The following is an 18643-nucleotide window of genomic DNA, read 5'->3' as shown; positions in this document are numbered from 1 at the left end:
CGCGATATCGGGCGGCTTCCGGCCGGTCCGGTGCGGGACGCGGAGCGGTCGGTGCCGCTGACGGCCGCCCACGCCGCGTACGTCATCTACACCTCCGGCTCCACCGGCACACCCAAAGGCGTCGCCGTGTCGCACCACGGGCTGCGGAATCTCGTCGCGGAGAACGTACGGCGGTACGCGATCGACCCGGACAGCCGCGTGCTGCAACTGGTCTCACCCAGCTTCGACGTCTCGCTCGCGGACATCTGGCCCACCCTGTGCGCGGGCGGCCGACTCGTGCTCGCCCCGACCCGCCTCGACATCTCCGGCGAGGAACTGGCCCGTCTGGTGCGCACCCGGCGCATCACCCACGCCGCGATCCCGCCCACCTTCCTCTCGCAGATGCCCCCGGAGGAACTGCCGGACCTCCGCCTGCTGATCACGGGCGGCGAGGCCATGCCCGCGGAGGTGCGACGGCGGTGGTCGAAGGGCCGCGCCATGTACAACCAGTACGGGGTCACCGAGTCGACGATCATCTCCACGGCCGGCCTGATCCGGCACGGCGCCCCCGACGGCGAAGGCCCGCCCCCGATCGGCGCCCCGGTCACCAACACCCAGGCGTACGTACTGGACGCCTCCCTGCGCCCGGTCCCGGTGGGCGTGCCCGGGGAGCTGTACATCGCCGGTGCCGGACTCGCCCGCGGCTACCTCGGACGACCGGGACTCTCCGCCCAGCGCTTCGTCGCGAACCCCTTCGCACCGGAACCCTTCGCACCCGGCCGGCGGATGTACCGCACCGGCGACGTGGTCCGCTGGACCCACGACGGCCGCCTCGTCTTCGCGGGCCGCGCCGACGACCAGCTCAAGATCCGCGGGCACCGCGTCGAACCCGGCGAGATCGAGGCGGCCCTCGCGGCCTGCCCCGGCGTGCGCCACGCCGCGGTGACGATCAGGGAGGACCGGCCCGGTGAGCGCCGCCTCATCGGCTATGTGGCCGCGGACGGCCGGACGGTCGACGGCGGGACGGTCCGCGAGTACGTCGCCGGTGTGCTGCCGGAGTACATGGTGCCGGCGGCGGTACTGGTCCTGGACGCCCTGCCACGCACCGCCCACGGCAAGGTCGACCGGGCCGCGCTGCCCGCCCCCGACTTCGCGGGGCGCGCCACGAGCCGGGAGCCGCGGACGGCGGCCGAGCGGATCCTGTGCGACCTCTTCGCCGACATGCTGGGACTCGACCGGGTGGGCGCCGAGGACAGCTTCTTCGAGCTGGGCGGTGACTCGATCAGCTCGATGCAGCTGGTGTCGCGGGCCCGCAGGGCAGGTCTCGTCGTGACGCCGCGGCAGGTCTTCGAGGAGAAGACACCCGAACGCCTCGCGGAGGTGGCGGAGCCCGCCGGAGACGAGGCCGCGGCGGACGACACCGGCGTCGGCGAGGTGCCGTGGACACCGGTGATGCGGGCCTTCGGTGAGAAGGTCGCGGGCCCCGGGTTCACCCAGTGGATGACGGTGGGCGCGCCGGCCGGTCTGGGCCTCGACGTCCTCACGGCGGGCCTCGCCGCGCTCCTCGACACGCACGACATGCTGCGGGCCCGCACCGTGCCCGGCGAGCCCAAACTGATCGTCGGCGAGCCGGGCTCGGTCGACGCGATGGAGCTGGTGGCGCGCGTCGACGCGACGACCGCCTCGACGCGGCCCGGGAACACCACCTCGACGGGACCGGGGAACGCCACCGGCGCAGAGGTACTGACGAACGCCGCCGCCGAAGCGCTGGACGTGACCGCGGGCAGGGCGGCGCGGGAGGCGGCGCGGCGGATCGATCCGGCAGCCGGACAGATGGTGCGGGCCGTGTGGATCGACGCGGGCCCCGGCCGCACGGGACGCGTGGTCCTGGTGGCCCACCACCTCGTGGTCGACGGCGTGTCCTGGCGCGTGCTGATCCCGGACCTGCGGGCCGCGTGCGAGGCCGTGGCCGCGGGGCGGACCCCGCGGCTCGACCCGGTGGGGACGTCGTTCCGGCGCTGGTCGGAACTGCTGGCGCAGGAGGCGACGAACGAGCGGCGCGTCGCCGAGCTGCCGGACTGGCTGAACCTGCTGGGCGGCCACCAACCACCCTTGACCCACCGTGCGTTGGACCCGGCCATCGACACCGCGCGGACCTTGCGCCGCCGGTCGTGGACCGTCCCCTGCGAACAGGTGGAGACCCTGGTGAGCCGGACACCCGCCGCCTTCCACTGCGGACTGCACGAGGTGCTCCTCGCCGCCCTGGCGGGCGCGGTGGCGCACTGGCGCCCCGACCGGGCGGCCGGGCTGCTGCTCGACATCGAACGGCACGGACGGGAACCCCTGGACGGCACCGACCTGCTGCGGACGGTGGGCTGGTTCACGAGCGCGCACCCGGTGCGGCTCGACGTGACCGGCGCCGACCTGGACGACGCTATGGCGGGCGGCCGGGCTGCCGGTACGTTGGTGAAGGCCGTCAAGGAGCAGGTGAGGGCGGCCCCCGGCGACGGACTCGGCTACGGCCTGCTGCGGCACCTCAACTCCCGGACGGCTCCGGTTCTCGAAGCCGCCCCGACGGCAGAGATCGGCTTCAACTACCTCGGCCGGTTCGCCGCGGGGGCGGGAGCGGGAGCGGGTGGGGGAGCGGGGGCTGAGGCGCAGGAGGACGCTGCGACTCAGGCCGGGATCGGGAAGGCTGGGACCGGGCAGCCCGGGGCCGAGAAGGCCGGGCACGTCGGAGCCTGGCAGCAGGCAGGATCCGCGGCAGCCGGCGGCACGGACGGCTCGGACACCCCCGCACCACACGCCCTGGAAGGAATCGCGGCCGTCCGGGACACACCGGAAGGCCCCGAACTCACCGTCACGCTCAGCTGGCCGGGCCGGCTCCTGTCCGAGGCCGACGCGGAACGCCTCGGCCGGACCTGGGTGCGCATGCTGACCGGCCTGGCCGCGCACACCGACGACCCCACCGCGGGCGGTCACACCCCGTCCGACTTCCACCTCCTCCGCCTGGAGCAGGACGAGGTCGACCAGTTCCAAGCGATAGCAGCGAACCTCGAAGGAGGTCTGTCCCGGTGAAGTCTCCAACCGCCGCCCACGGCTCGGCCCTGGCCGCAGTGTGGCCGCTGTCCCCGCTGCAGGAAGGGATGCTGTTCCACGCGGACTTCGACGACCGGGGCCCCGACGTCTACGCCGTCCAGTTCCTGCTGGACGTGACGGGGCCGTTGGACGCCGGCCGCCTGCGCGCCTCGTGGGAGGCGCTGCTCGGCCGGCACGCGGCACTGCGGGCCAGCTTCCACCGCAGGAAGTCCGGCGAGGCCGTGCAGCTCATCACCCGGACGGTGGCCCTGCCCTGGCGCGACGTCGACCTCTCGGGCCTCGCCGAACCCGACATGACCGACCAGGCGGAGAAGCTGGCCGCACAGGAACGCGCCCAGCGCCTCGACCTGACAGTGCCCCCGCTGCTCCGCCTCCTCCTCGTACGGCTCGGCGAGCGACGGCACCGCCTCGTCGTGACGTCCCATCACCTCCTGATGGACGGCTGGTCGATGCCGGTCCTCCTGAACGAGCTCTCCCAGGTGTACGAGGCGGGCGGCGACCCGTCCGTACTCGGGCGCGCGGCCTCCTACGGTGACTACCTGGCGTGGCTGGGACGCCAGGACAAGGAGGCCGCGCGCGACGCCTGGCGGGCCGAGCTCGCCGGGGCCGACGAGCCGACGCTCGTGGCACCGGCGGACCCGAGCGGCGCCCTCGTGCTCCCGGAAGAGACCTCCCTCCGGCTCTCCGAAGAGGAGACGCGGGCGCTGACGGAGGCGGGCCGCTCCCACGGACTCACGGTGAACACGCTGGTACAGGGCGCGTGGGCGCTCGTACTCGCCCGTCTCGCCGGCCGCACGGACGTCGTCTTCGGCGCGACCGTCGCGGGCCGCCCGGCCGAACTGCCGGGCGCGGAGTCGATGATCGGCCTGCTCATCAACACGCTGCCGGTCCGCGTACGCCTCGACGGCACGCAGCCCGTCGCCGACATGCTGGCCCGCCTGCAGGAACGCCAGTCCGGTCTGATCGCCCACCAGCACCTGGGCCTCGCCGAGATCCAACGGCTCGCGGGCCCCGGCGCGGTCTTCGACACCCTCATGGTCTACGAGAACTACCCCGCGCCACCCGCCCGCCCGACGACCGCCGACGTGCCCGCCTTCACCGCCTCCGCGGGCCACCAGGCGACCAACTACCCGGTGACACTCGGCATCCTCACGACCGACCGCCTCCACCTCCGCGTGACGTCCCGGCCGGACCTGATCGCCCAGGAGGACGCCGCCGAAATGGGCCGACGGCTCATCCGGGTCCTCCAGCAGATCGTCGCCGCCCCCACGACACCGGTGGCCCGCATCGACGTACTGGGCACACCGGAGCGCGACCTGGTCGTGCACCGCTGGAACGACACGGCGGCCGCGCTCCCGGACACGTTGGTGCCGGACCAATTCGCCGCTCACGCGGTGCGCATGCCGGATGTGGTGGCGGTGCGGTGTGGTGCGGATGTCTTGTCGTACGGGGAGTTGGAGGCGCGGGCGAATCGTCTTGCGCGGTATCTGGTCGGGCTCGGGGTGGGTCCGGAGTCGCGGGTGGGTCTGTGTCTGCCGCGTGGCGTCGACATGGTGGTGGCGGAGCTTGCGGTGTGGAAGGCGGGGGGCGCTTTCGTCCCGCTGGACCCGGAGTATCCGGTGGACCGGTTGTCGTTCATGGTGGCCGACAGTGGTGCGGCTGTTGTGCTGGGCGTCGCCGAGAGCCTGGCGGAGGTGTCGGTCGGCGGGGCGCAGGCGGTGCGGCTGGACGATCCGGAGATCGCGCGGATACTGACCACGGAGGTCACAGCTCCCTTGGACCTGCGCGTGGCGCCGGACCAACTGGCCTATGTCATCTACACGTCGGGTTCGACGGGGCGCCCCAAGGGTGTGGGGGTGGCGCATGGTGGCGTGGCGAATCTCGCGGCGGCGATGCGTCCGGTGCTGGGTGTGGATGAGGGGACGTGTGTCCTGCAGTTCGCGTCGTTCAGTTTCGACGCGGCGGTGCTGGATGTGGCGGTGACGTTGTCCGGCGGTGGCACGTTGGCGGTCGCTTCGTCGGAGGAGCGTGCGGAGCCTTCGGCGCTGGCGGAGATGATCGAGTCGGCCGGGGTGAGCACGGCCAGCGTCGTGCCCTCGCTCCTGGGTGTGCTGGACCCGTCGGCGGTGCGAGGCGTACGCGACTGGGTCCTCGGCGCCGAGCTGCTGACCGGCGAACTGGCGAGCCGCTGGGCCGGGCAGGCGCGCGTGTGGAACACCTACGGCCCCACCGAAGCCACCGTCATGTCCACCGCAGGACCGGTCGACGCCACGACCGGCCCGTCCGACGCACCGCCCCCGATCGGCCGCCCGCTCGCGAACGTACGGACGTACGTCCTTGACGCCTTCCTGCGCCCGGCCCCGGTGGGCGCGACGGGCGAGTTGTACGTCGCAGGGCCGGGCGTGGCCCGGGGCTATGTGGGCCGCCCCGCTCTGACAGCGGAACGTTTCGTGGCGTGCCCGTTCGGTGGTGAGGGCAGCGGCCGGATGTACCGGACCGGTGACCTGGCCCGCTGGACGGCCGACGGACAGCTGGCCTTCGCCGGCCGGGCGGACGCGCAGGTGAAGGTCCGCGGATTCCGCGTCGAGCCCGGCGAGGTGGAGGCGGCGCTCGCGGCGCACCCCGACGTACGGCAGGCGGTGGTGGTGGCCCGCGAGGACCGTCCCGGCGAGAAGCGCCTTGTCGGTTACGTCGTACTCGATGGTCGGCAAGATGTGGATCCGAAGCTGTTGCGGGCGTATGTGGCGGGGGTGCTGCCGGAGTACATGGTGCCGGTGGCGGTGGTGGTTCTGGATGCGTTGCCGTTGACGGTGAACGGGAAGGTGGACCGGGCGTCGCTGCCTGCGCCGGATTTCGCGGAGCGGGTGTCGGGGCGTGCGCCGGGTACGGAGGTGGAGCGGGTTCTGTGTGATCTGTTCGCCGAGGTGCTGGGGCTGGAGCGGGTCGGCGTCGAGGACGGGTTCTTCGAGCTGGGCGGTGACTCGATCAGCTCCATGCAGGTGGCCTCCCGGGCCCGCCGCGCCGGGCTCGTCATCACCCCCCGCCAGGTATTCGAGGAGAAGACTCCGGAACGGCTGGCGGCTGTGGTGCAGACGTCCGGCGAGGCGCGCCCCACGGCCGATGTCGGCGTGGGCGAGGTGCCCTGGACGCCGGTCATGCGGGCGCTGGGTGAGCGGGCCGCCCGGCCGGGGTTCGCGCAGTGGGTGGTGCTGGGGGCCCCGGCCGGACTGGGCCTGGACGTTCTCTCGGGAGGCCTTGCCGCCGTCCTCGATACGCACGACATGCTGCGGGCCCGGTCGGTCCCCGGTGAGGCGAAGCTGATCGTGGGCGAGCCGGGGTCGGTCGATGCCGGATCTCTGGTCTCTCGTGTCGACGCGGCGGGGGCTGCCCCGGACGCGTTGGAGGAGATCGCGGCGCGAGCCGCGCAGGAGGCGGCGGGGCGGCTGGACCCGGCGTCCGGGGTGATGGTGCGAGCCGTGTGGGTGGACGCGGGGCCCGAGTGTGCCGGTCAACTCGTCCTCGTAGCACATCACTTGGTGGTGGACGGTGTGTCCTGGCGGGTGCTGGTGCCGGATCTGCGGGCCGCGTGTGAGGCGGTGGCCGAGGGGCGCGCGCCGAAGCTCGACCCGGTCGGTACGTCGTTCCGCCGCTGGGCGCAACTGCTGGCGACGGAAGCGACCAATGAGGCCCGGATCGCGGAGCTCGGCTCCTGGCTGACGCTGCTCGGGGGCGCCCAACCCGCGCTGGCACGCCGGGGGTTGGACTCGTACATCGACACCGTGGGCACGCTGCACCACAAGGCGTGGCCCGTGCCGTCGGCGCGGGCCGCGACATTGCTGGGCGGCACGACGACCGCATTCCACTGCGGCGTCGACGACATCCTGCTGGCGGCCCTGACGGCCGCCGTCGCGCACTGCGAGCCGGAGGCTGCGGCATCCGGCCTGCTGATGGACATCGAGGGGCACGGTCGTGAGCCGATCGGGGAAGTCGACCTGTCGCGCACGGTCGGCTGGTTCGCCAGCACCCACCCCGCCAGGGTGGACACGACAGGTATCGACCTCGTCCAGGTCAAGGCGGGCGGGCCCGCGGCCGGCGCGCTGCTGAAGACGGTCAAGGAGCAGCTGCGCGCGATACCGGGCGACGGCCTCGGCCATGAGCTGCTGCGCCATCTCAACCCGGAGACCGGCCCGGTGCTGCGCACCCGGCCCGCCCCCGAGATCGGCTTCAACTACATGGGCCGCTTCACGGCCGACGCAGACCAAAGGAACGCCGGGGCATGGCAGTTGACCGGCGAGAGCGCCATCGGCGGCTCGACCGATCCGGACATGCCCCTTCAGCACCTGCTGGAGGCGGGCGCGATGGTCCGGGACACGACGGGTGGGCCGGAGCTGACGGTCACCCTGAGCTGGCCCGGCCACCTCGTGACGGACGAAGAGGCCGAGCGCATCGGCTGTACCTGGGTGGAGATGCTGGGCGGCCTCGCCGACCACACCGACGCACCCGCCGCGGGCGGCCATACGCCCTCCGACTTCCCTCTCCTCGACCTCGCGCAGGACGAGGTCGACGAGTTCGAAGACCACTGACACCAACTCACCCTGGAGACAGAGACGATGACCCGATCCCTTGTCGAGGATGTCTGGCCGCTGTCGCCGTTGCAGGAAGGGCTGCTGTTCCATGCCGCCTTCGACGACCAGGGACCGGACGTCTACCAGGGGCAGCGCATGCTGGAGCTGGTCGGACCTCTGGACGTGGAACGGCTGCGCAGCTCGTGGCAGGCGCTGCTGGCCAGGCACGGCGCGCTGCGGGCGAGCTTCCGGGGCCGCAAGTCGGGGGAGGCGGTGCAGGTCATCGCGCGCGAGGCCGTACTGCCGTGGAACTTGGTGGACGCGTCCGGCCTTACGGAGGACGCGGCCCTCGCCGAGACCGGGCGGCTGGCGGCCCGGGAGCGGACGCAACGCTTCGACCCGGCGAACGCCCCGCTGCTGCGGCTCCTCCTGGTCCGCCTCGGCGAGGAACGGCACCGCCTTGTCGTCACCAGCCACCACGTCGTCATGGACGGCTGGTCCATGGCGGTGCTCTTCAACGAACTGCCCGCCGTGTACGCGGCGGGCGGCCACACCCGCGGCCTGCCCCGCACGACGTCCTACCGCGAGTACCTGGCCTGGCTGAACCGGCAGGACAAGGGTGCCGCGCGGGCCGCCTGGCGCGCGGAACTGGCCGGGGCCGACGAGCCGACGCTGGTGGCACCGGCGGACCCGGGCCGGACGCCCGTGACCCCCGAAAGTCTCATCACCCACGTCTCCGAGGAGCTGACACGGGGCCTCGCCCAGGCCGCCCGTGCCGTCGGAGTCACGGTGAACACCGTCATCCAGGGCGCGTGGGCGCTGGTCCTTGCCCGCCTCGCCGGACGTACCGACATCGTCTTCGGCGCCACGGCGGCCGGCCGCCCGGCCGAACTGCCCGGCGTGGAATCGATGATCGGCCTCTTCATCAACACGCTCCCGGTACGCGTACGTCTCGACGGCGCGCAGCCCGTCGCGGAGCTGCTCACCACCCTCCAGGAACGACAGGCCGGCCTCATGGCCCATCAACACCTCGGGCTGCCCGAGATCCAGAAGCTCGCGGGCCCCGGAGCGGTATTCGACACGATCGTCGTGTACGAGAACTACCCGCGCCCCCCGGAGGAGGAGCCCGCCCCCGGCACCTTCGCCATCCGGTTCCTCGGCGGCGAGGAGGCGGCGCACTACCCGCTCACGCTGGTCGTGGCACCCGAGACCGACCGGATGGGCTTCAAGCTCGACTACCGCCCCGACCTGTTCGACCGTGCCGCCGCCCAGTCGGTCGTCGACCGGCTCACACGGGTCCTCGAACAACTGGTGGCCGATCCGTCGCTGCCGGTGGGACGCGTCGACGTGGCGGGCACGGCGGAGCGCTCGCTGGTGGTGGAGGGGTGGAACGCGACACGACGGCCGGCTCCGGCGGGGACGGTCCCCGAGCTGATCGCCCGGCAGATGGAACGGGCACCGGGCGCGGTAGCGGTCGTCGACGGTGAACGACCGATGACCTACCGGGAGTTGGATGCGGCGGCGGGTCACCTGGCGTCGTACTTGATGAGCGTGGGTGTGGGGCGTGGTGATCGTGTAGCGGTGGTGATGGAGCGGTCGGTTGATCTGGTTGTTGCGTTGTTGGGGGTGTGGCGTGCCGGGGCGGCGTATGTGCCGGTGGATGTGGAGTATCCGGCGGAGCGGGTGGGGTTCCTGTTGGGGGATTCGGCGCCGGTAGCGGTGGTGTGTACGGAGGCGTATCGGGATGTGATCCCTGCGGGTGTGGGTGAGCGGCTCGTGGTGCTGGATGATCCGGGGGTTCGTGCGGCTGTCACGGGGTGCCATGCCGATGGTCCGGCAGTGTCAGTGGGCGCGGGGGACGTGGCGTATGTGATGTATACGTCGGGCTCCTCCGGGGTGCCGAAGGGTGTGGCGGTTCCGCACGGGAGTGTGGCGGGGCTGGTGGGGGATCCGGGCTGGCCAGTACGTCCCGGTGGTGCGGTGTTGATGCATGCGCCGCATGCCTTTGATGTGTCGCTGTTCGAGGTGTGGGTGCCGCTGGCGGTGGGTGGCCGCGTCGTAATAGCGGAGCCGGGTGTGGTGGATGCGGCTCGGATTCGTGCCGCGATTGCTGATGGTGTGTCGGTGGTGCATGTGACGGCGGGGATGTTCCGGGTGCTTGCGGAGGAGTCCCCGGAGTGTTTCGCCGGGTTGGAGGAAGTGCTGACGGGCGGCGATGTCGTGCCGGTCGGTGCGGTGGCGCGGGTGCGGGAGGCATGCCCGGGCGTGGCGGTCCGGCACCTGTACGGCCCGACCGAGATCACTCTCTGCGCGACCTGGCATGCGCTGCCGGTCGGCGCGCCCGACCGCCCGGCCCTGCCCATCGGTCGACCGCTCACCAATCGCCACACATACGTGCTGGACGCCTTCCTGCGCCCGGTCCCGCCCGGCGTCACGGGCGAGCTCTACATCGCCGGGTCCGGCCTGGCACGCGGCTACCTGAACCGGTCCGGCCTGACGGCGGAGCGCTTCGTGGCGTGTCCCTTCGGCGGGGGCGGGCGGATGTATCGGACCGGCGACCTCGTCCGGTGGTCGGCTGACGGCGAGCTGCTGTTCGTGGGGCGCGCGGACGAGCAGGTCAAGATCCGTGGGTTCCGGGTGGAGCTGGGGGAAGTCGAGTCGGCCCTTGCGGGACACGAGGCCGTGGGCCAGGCGGTGGTCGTGGCCCGCCGGGACACCCCGGGCGGCGAGAAGCGCCTCGTCGGTTACGTCGTGCCCGATGGCCAGCGGGATGCCGACCCGGAGCTGTTGCGTGCGTATGTGGCGGGGGTGCTGCCGGAGTACATGGTGCCGGTGGCGGTGGTGGTTCTGGATGCGTTGCCGTTGACGGTGAACGGGAAGGTGGACCGGGCGTCGCTGCCTGCGCCGGACTTCGCGGAGCGCGTGTCGGGGCGTGCGCCGGGCACGGAGGCGGAGCGGGTTCTGTGTGATCTGTTCGCCGAGGTGCTGGGGCTGGAGCGGGTCGGCGTCGAGGACGGCTTCTTCGAACTGGGCGGTGACTCGATCAGCTCCATGCAGCTGGCCTCCCGGGCCCGCCGCGCCGGACTCGTCATCACCCCCCGCCAAGTCTTCACGGAGAAGAGCCCGGAACGGCTGACGCTCGTCGTGGGGACGGTGGGCGGCCGTGAGGCGCGGACCGCCGACGTCGGTACCGGTCCGGTTCCGTGGACGCCGGTCATGCGGGCGCTGGGTGAGCGGGCCGCTCGGCCGGGGTTCGCGCAGTGGGTGGTGCTGGGGGCCCCGGCCGGACTGGGCCTGGACGTTCTCTCGGGAGGCCTTGCCGCCGTCCTCGATACGCACGACATGCTGCGGGCGCGGTCCGTTCCCGGCGAGGCGAAGCTGATCGTGGGCGAGCCGGGGTCGGTCGATGCCGCGTCTCTGGTCTCTCGTGTCGACGCGGCGGGGGCTGCCCCGGACGCGTTGGAGGAGATCGCGGCGCGAGCCGCGCAGGAGGCGGCGGGGCGGCTGGATCCGGCGTCCGGGGTGATGGTGCGGGCCGTGTGGGTGGACGCGGGACCCGAGCGTGCCGGTCAACTCGTCCTCGTAGCCCATCACTTGGTGGTGGACGGTGTCTCCTGGCGGGTGCTGGTACCGGACCTGCGGGCCGCGTGTGAGGCGGTGGCCGAGGGGCGCGCGCCGAAGCTGGACCCGGTCGGCACGTCGTTCCGCCGCTGGGCGGAACTGTTGACCGAGCAGGCGGCCGACGAGAGCCGGATCGCGGAGCTGGAGGATTGGCTGGTCCTGCTGGGCGAGGACCAACAGCCCATCGGACAACGGGCGGTCGATCCTGATGTCGACACCGCCCGCACCCTGCACCAGCACACCTGGGTGGTGCCGCCGGAGCAGGCCGAGGCCTTGCTCGGCCCGGCACCTGCCGCCTTCCACTGCGGTGTCGACGACGTCCTGCTGGCGGCCCTGACGGGCGCCGTCGCACACTGCAGGCCGGAGACGGCGTCCGGCCTCCTCATCGACGTCGAGGGGCACGGTCGTGAGCCGGTCGACGACGTGGATCTGTCGCGCACAGTGGGCTGGTTCACCAGCGCGCACCCGGTGCGGACGGACCCGAGCGGGATCGACCTGGCCCAGGTCATGGCGGGCGGCCCCGCGGCCGGGGCGCTGCTAAAGACGGTTAAGGAACAGCGGCGCGCGATACCGGGCGGCGACGGACTCGGCTACGAACTGCTCCGCCACCTCAACCCGGAAACGGCCCCCCTTCTCCGCGCCCGCCCCGCCCCCGAGATCGGCTTCAACTACATGGGCCGCTTCACCGGTGGCGTGTCACCGGAGTCGCAAGCGGCGCCCCAGGCCTGGCAGTTGACGGGTGCGACCCCCATCGGCGGCACCGTTGCCCCGGACCTGCCCCTGCCGCACGCCCTGGAGGCGAACGCGACCGTACGCGAGACGGCGCACGGGCCCGAACTGGAGATCCGCCTCAGCTGGCCGGGCGGAGTGCTGACGCAGGACGAGGCCGAGCGGTTCGGCCGTACCTGGGTGGCGATGCTGGCCGGACTGGCCGCGCACACCACCGCCGACCCCACGGCGGGCGGACACACACCCTCCGACTTCCCTCTCCTCGGCGGAGCCCTGACGCAGGCCGACGTCGACAGGGTGGAGGCGGCGGTGCCGGGCCTGGCCGACGTATGGCCCTTGTCGCCGTTGCAGGAAGGCATGCTGTTCCACGCCACGTACGACCGTGAAGGCCCCGACGCCTACCAGAGTCAGCGTGTGCTCGCCGTCGACGGCCCGTTGGACGCCGAGCGGCTGCGGGCGGCCTGGGAATCGCTGGTCGCCCGGCACGACGCGCTGCGCGCCGGCTTCCACCGTCTCGCTTCGGGCGAGGCCGTGCAGGCCGTGGCCCGAAGCGTCGAACTTCCCTGGCGGTACGTCGACTTGACAGGGCTATCCCGCAGTGACGCCCTCGCCGAAGCGGACCGACTCGTCGAGAACGAGGCGGCGGAACGGCTGGACCTGACGGTCGCGCCACTGCTGCGCCTGCTGCTGATCCGCCTCGGCGCGGACCAGCACCGGCTCGTCGTCACCAGCCACCACATCGTCGCCGACGGATGGTCGACACCGGTCATGCTCAACAAGGTCTCGGCGACCTACGCGGCGGCCACCGCGAGCGCCGCCAGCACCACGAGCGCCTCCGGCACCGCGATCAGCTCCGGCACCACCGCCCCGCCCCCGCCCCGGTCGGCCTCCTACGGCGACTACCTCTCCTGGCTGGGCAGCCAGGACAAGGAAGCCGCGCGGGCCGCCTGGCGGGCCGAGCTCGCCGGCGCCGACGCGCCGACGCTCGTGGCACCCGCGGACCTCGGCGGCGGCCTCGTCCTGTCCGAGGAACGCTCGGTGCGGCTGTCCACGGAGGCGACGCGGGCCGTCACCGAATGGGCCCGTTCCCGAGGGCTGACCGTCAATACCGTCGTGCAGGGCGCGTGGGCGCTGGTCCTGGCCCGCCTCGCCCGGCGTACGGACGTCGTGTTCGGTACGGCGGTGGCGGGGCGGCCGCCGGAGATCCCCGGCATCGAGTCGATGATCGGTCTGTTCATCAACACGCTTCCGGTACGCGTACGCCTCGACGGCGCGCAGACCGTGGCGGAGATGCTCACCGGGCTGCAGGAGCGCCAAGCCGCGTTGCTCCCGCACCAGCACACAGGTCTTGCCGAGATCCAGGCGCTCGGCGGGCCCGGCGCGCTCTTCGACACGATGCTGATGGTCGAGAACTACCCGCGGAACACCACGCGGCTCACCGACACCACCTCCGACACGGCCACCACTGTCGACACGGCCACCACTGCCGACACGGACATCGCTACCGACACTGCCCCCGCACCCGTCACCCTCACCCAGCTCAGCAGCCAAGCGGGCACCCACTACCCGCTGGCCATCGGCGTCGTCCCGGACGACCGCATCGAGGTCCGGGTGACGTACCGGCCGGACGTGTTCAACGGGCAGCGGGCCTTTCAGGTCGGCCGGCAGCTCATGCGAGTGCTCGAACAGCTCGCGGCCGACCCGGCGCTGCGGGTGAGCGACGTCGACGTACTGGAGACGGCCGAGCGCACCTCGGTCGTGGAGCGGTGGAACGACACGGCAGGCCCGGTCCGTACAGGGACATTGGGCGCGCTCTTCGACGAGCAGGTGCGCCGCTCCCCGGACGCGCCGGCCGTGATCAGTGCCGACCGCCGGTGGACGTACGCCGAACTCGGCCGGGCGGCCGACCGCGTGGCCCACGAGCTGGTGACGCGCGGCGTACGCCGGGGGCACCTGGTCGGCGTGGTCATGGAGCGTTCCGCCGACGTGGTCGCGGTGCTGCTGGGCGTGGCCCGGGCCGGGGCGGCGTTCGTACCGGTCGATCCCGCGTACCCGGCGGAGCGGATCGCGCACGTGCTCGCCGACGCGGACCCCGCCCTGGTCGTGTGCACGTCCACGACAGAGCCGGTGATCCCCGCGGGCGCCACCCGCTGGGTGCTGGACACCCCGGTGTCCCTCTCCGCGCCCACCAGGGGCGCCGCCCGGCCGGCTCTGCCCGCATGCCGCGTGGAGGACCCCGCGTACGTGATCTACACGTCCGGTTCGACGGGCACGCCCAAGGGTGTGGTCGTCACGCACGGCGGCATCGGCAACCTGGCCACCGGCCAGATCGAACGCTTCGCCGTACGACCGGAGTCCCGCGTCCTGCAACTGGCCTCGTGGAGCTTCGACGCCGCCGTCTCCGAAATGTGCATGGCCCTGCTGTCCGGCGCGGCACTGGTCGTCGTCGACGGCGAACGGCTGCCGCCGCACGGCAGGCTGGAGGAGACCGCCGCCGAGTTCGGCGTCACCCACATGACCGTGCCCCCGTCGGTCCTCGGGACCGTCGACGCCCTGCCGGACACCGTGGAGACACTGGTGGTCGCGGGCGAGGAGTGCCCTTCCTGGCTGGCACGACGCTGGTCGGACCGGCGCCTGGTCAACGCGTACGGACCGACCGAGGTGACCGTCTGCGCGGCGATGAGCGAACCCTTGCGACCGGCGGTGGGGGAGGGGCCCGTGCCGGTCGGCCGCCCCTTGGTCAACACCCGTGCCTACGCGCTCGACGACTTCCTGAAGCCGGTCGCTCCGGGAACCGTAGGCGAGCTGTACGTCGCGGGACCCGGCCTCGCGCGGGGCTATCTGAACCGTCCCGGCCTGACGGCGGAGCGCTTCGTCGCGTGTCCCTTCGGCGGGGGCGGGCGGATGTACCGGACCGGCGACCTCGTGCGCTGGTCCGGCGAGGGCGAGCTGCTGTTCGTGGGGCGCGCCGACGCGCAGGTGAAGGTGCGTGGGTTCCGGGTGGAGCCGGGCGAGGTCGAGGCGGTACTCGCCGGACACGAGTCGGTCGGCCAGGCGGCGGTGGTGGCCCGCGAGGACCGTCCCGGCCGCGAGGACCGTCCCGGCGAGAAGCGCCTTGTCGGTTACGTCGCGCCTCACGGCCAGCGGGATGCCGACCCGGAGCTGTTGCGGGCGTATGTGGCGGGGGTGCTGCCCGAGTACATGGTGCCGGTGGCGGTCGTGGTTCTGGACGCGTTGCCGTTGACCGTGAACGGGAAGGTGGACCGGGCGGCTCTCCCCGCGCCGGACTTCGCGGAGCGCGTGTCGGGGCGTGAGCCGGGCACGGAGGTGGAGCGCGTCCTGTGTGGGCTGTTCGCCGAGGTGCTGGGGCTGGAGCGCGTCGGGGTCGAGGACGGGTTCTTCGAGCTGGGCGGTGACTCGATCAGCTCCATGCAGCTGGCCTCCCGGGCCCGCCGGGCGGGCCTCGTCCTCACCCCCCGCCAGGTGTTCGAGGAGAAGACGGCGGAACGGCTGGCGCTCGTCGTGGAGACGGCGTCCCGCGAGGTCGCGGCCGCCGACGTCGGCGTGGGCGAGGTGCCCTGGACGCCGGTCATGCGGGCACTGGGCGACCGCGTCACCAGCGCCGAGTTCGCGCAGTGGGTGGTGCTGGCCACCCCGGCCGGGCTGCGCCCGGACGTCCTCGCGGCGGGCCTGAACGCCGTACTCGACACGCACGACATGCTGCGGGCCCGCACCGTCCCTGGCGAGCCGAAGCTGATCGTCGGTGAGCCGGGATCGCCGGACGCCGAGAGCCTGATCGTCCGTGTGGACGCGTCGGACACCCGTGCGGACGGCCCGGACCCGGGCGAACTGGCCCGGTCGGCAGCGGGGCGGCTCGACCCGGCGGCGGGTGTGATGCTGCGGGCGATATGGGCCGACGCCGGACCCGAGCGGAACGGGCAACTGATACTCGTCGCCCACCACTTGGTCACGGACGGCGTCTCCTGGCGCGTCCTGGTCCCGGACCTGCGGGCCGCGTGCGAGGCGGCCGCCGACGGGCGGACGCCCCGGCTCGCCCCGGTCGGCACGTCGTTCCGTCGCTGGGCGGAGCTGCTGGCCTCCCAGGCGACCGACGAGAGCCGGGTCGCGGAGCTGGAGGAGTGGCTGACCCTGCTGGGCGAGGACCAACAGCCCATCGGACAAAGGGCGGTCGACCCCGACGTCGACACCGCCCGGACCGCGCGCCGCCGCACCTGGGTGGTGCCGCCGGAACAGGCCGACGTGCTGCTGAGCCGTACGGCGACCGCCTTCCACTGCGGCGTCGACGACGTCCTGCTGGCAGCCCTGACGGCCGCCGTCGCACACTGCCGGCCGGAGACGGCGTCCGGCCTCCTCATCGACGTCGAGGGGCACGGTCGTGAGCCGGTCGGCGACGTGGATCTGTCGCGCACGGTGGGCTGGTTCACCAGCGGGCACCCGGTGCGGACGGAGACGACCGGTATCGCTCTGGACCAGGTCCTCGGGGGCGGGCGCGCAGCCGGGACGCTGCTGAAGACGGTCAAGGAGCACCTGCGCGCGATACCGGGCGACGGGCTCGGCTACGAGCTCCTCCGCCACCTCAACCCGGAAACGGCTCCCCTTCTCCGCGCCCGCCCCGCCCCCGAGATCTGCTTCAACTACATGGGCCGCTTCCCGGCGCGGACACCGGCGACGACGGCCGCTCCCGACGACGCCTGGCAGTTGCTCGGCGAGACCGCGATCGGCGGAACCGTCGCCCCCGACATGCCCCTGCGACATGCCGTGGACGCCGGGGCCGCGGTGCGCGACACCCCGGAAGGACCGGAGCTGACGCTCACGCTGAGCTGGGCGGGCGAACTGGTGCCGGAGGCGGAGGCCGAGCGGCTCGGCCGGACCTGGGCGGCGATGCTGGACGGGCTGGCCGCGCACACCACCGCCGACCCCGCCGCGGGCGGGCACACGCCCTCCGACTTCCCCCTCATGGGCGCCGCCCTGACGCAGGGCGATGTGGAGGACCTGACTGTCGCGGTGCCGGGACTGACCGACGTATGGCCGCTGTCGCCTCTGCAGGCAGGCATGCTGTTCCACGCCACCTACGACGAGGACGGCCCCGACGTCTACGAAGGCCAGCGGGCTCTTGAGCTCGACGGTCCGTTGGACGCGGCCCGGCTGCGCGACGCCTGGCGGGCCCTGCTGCGCCGGCATCCCACGCTGCGCGCGAGTTTCCATCGTCTGGCCTCTGGCGAGGCCGCGCAGGCCGTGGCGCGGGACGTAGAACTGCCTTGGCGCGAGGCGGACTTGACGGGCCTGACTCAGGGTGACGCGCAGGCCGAGACCGAGCGTCTTGCCGCGGGCGAACGCGCGGAACGGATCGATGTCACGAAGGCACCGCTGATGCGGCTGCTCCTGATCCGCCTCGGCGAGAACCGTCACCACCTGGTCATCACCAGCCACCACATCATCATGGACGGCTGGTCCCTGCCTGTCCTGATCGGCGACCTCTCCGCCGCCTACGAGGCCTTGGCGGCGGGCGGCGACGAACGGGACCTGCCGGCCGTGACGTCCTACCGCGAGTACCTGGCATGGCTCGACCGGCAGGACAAGGAGAAGGCGCGGCAGGCCTGGCGCACGGAACTGGCGGGCCTGCACGAGCCGACGCTCGTCGTGCCCGCCGACTCGGTGCGGGTGCCCGTCGTGCCCGACCGGTTGCGCTTCGCGTTCCCCGAGGAGCTCTCGCGGGGCGTCGCCGCACTGGCCCGCGACCGCGGGCTCACGGTGAACACGCTGGTGCAGGGCGCGTGGGCGCTGCTGCTCGCACGCCTCGCCGGGCGCACCGACGTGGTGTTCGGCGCCACCGTGGCGGGGCGGCCCCCCGACCTGCCGGGCGCGGAATCGGCGATCGGCCTCTTCATCAACACCCTCCCGGTGCGGGTCCGCCTCGACGCCCGGCAGCCCGCCGCCGAGATGCTGGCCGGACTCCAGGAACGCCAGGTCGCCCTCATGGCCCATCAGCACGTGGGCCTCTCCGAGATCCGCCAACTCGCAGGCCGCGGCGCGGACTTCGACACCCTCGTCGTCTACGAGAACTACCCCCACCCGCCCGCGGGCGACGCGTCCTCCGGGGCCCTCGCCATCCGTCCCGCGGGCCTGCCGCAGGACATGGGCCACTACCCGCTGACCTTCGTCGTCTCACCGGGCGACCGCATGCAGGGCGACTTCGTCTTCCGGCCGGACGTGTGCGACCGCGACCGCGCCGAGTGCATGGTCGCCTCGCTGGTGCGGGTCCTTGAACAGCTGGTCACGGATCCGTCGGTTCCCGTCGGCCGGGTGGACGTCGCCGACACCGACGTGCGCGACCGGGTCCTGCGCCGGTGGAACGCCACAGGAACGCCGGCGGCCCCGGCGCCGCTTCCGGAGCTGTTCGGCCGGCAGGTGGCGGCGTCGCCGGGCGCGGTGGCCCTGGTGTCGGGTGAACAGCGGCTCAGCTATGGCGAGGTGGGTGGCCGGGTGAGCCGTCTTGCCCGGTACCTGATGGGTGTGGGGGTGGGCCCGGAGGTCCGGGTGGCCGTGGTGGGTGAGCGGTCGACGGAGCTGGTGGTGTCGCTGCTCGCGGTGTCGCTTGCGGGTGGTGTGTTCGTGCCGGTGGACGCGGG

At 72.9% G+C, this 18643-nt stretch carries 3 protein-coding genes; all 3 read left to right on the top strand.

Annotation, left to right across the window (positions count from 1 at the left end; translation table 11 throughout):
* Positions 1–3057, top strand: a 3057-nt coding sequence (locus AB0H82_RS36125; protein ID WP_362999781.1) for an amino acid adenylation domain-containing protein, incomplete at its 5' end; no start/stop codon positions are given.
* Complete coding sequence (locus tag AB0H82_RS36120; RefSeq protein ID WP_362999780.1) at positions 3054–7661, top strand: amino acid adenylation domain-containing protein; 4608 nt, start codon at positions 3054–3056, stop codon at positions 7659–7661. The genes AB0H82_RS36125 and AB0H82_RS36120, both read left to right, overlap by 4 nt.
* Before the next feature lie 27 nt (positions 7662–7688).
* Positions 7689–18643 (top strand): amino acid adenylation domain-containing protein (locus AB0H82_RS36115; RefSeq protein WP_362999779.1); only part of this gene is annotated, 10955 nt, incomplete at its 3' end.

Origin of the sequence: Streptomyces sp. NPDC050732 (genome assembly GCF_040654255.1) — a bacterium.
GTDB lineage: Bacteria > Actinomycetota > Actinomycetes > Streptomycetales > Streptomycetaceae > Streptomyces.
Note: the sequence above shows the minus strand (reverse complement) of the source record. Positions and strands in the feature narration are given on the sequence as shown.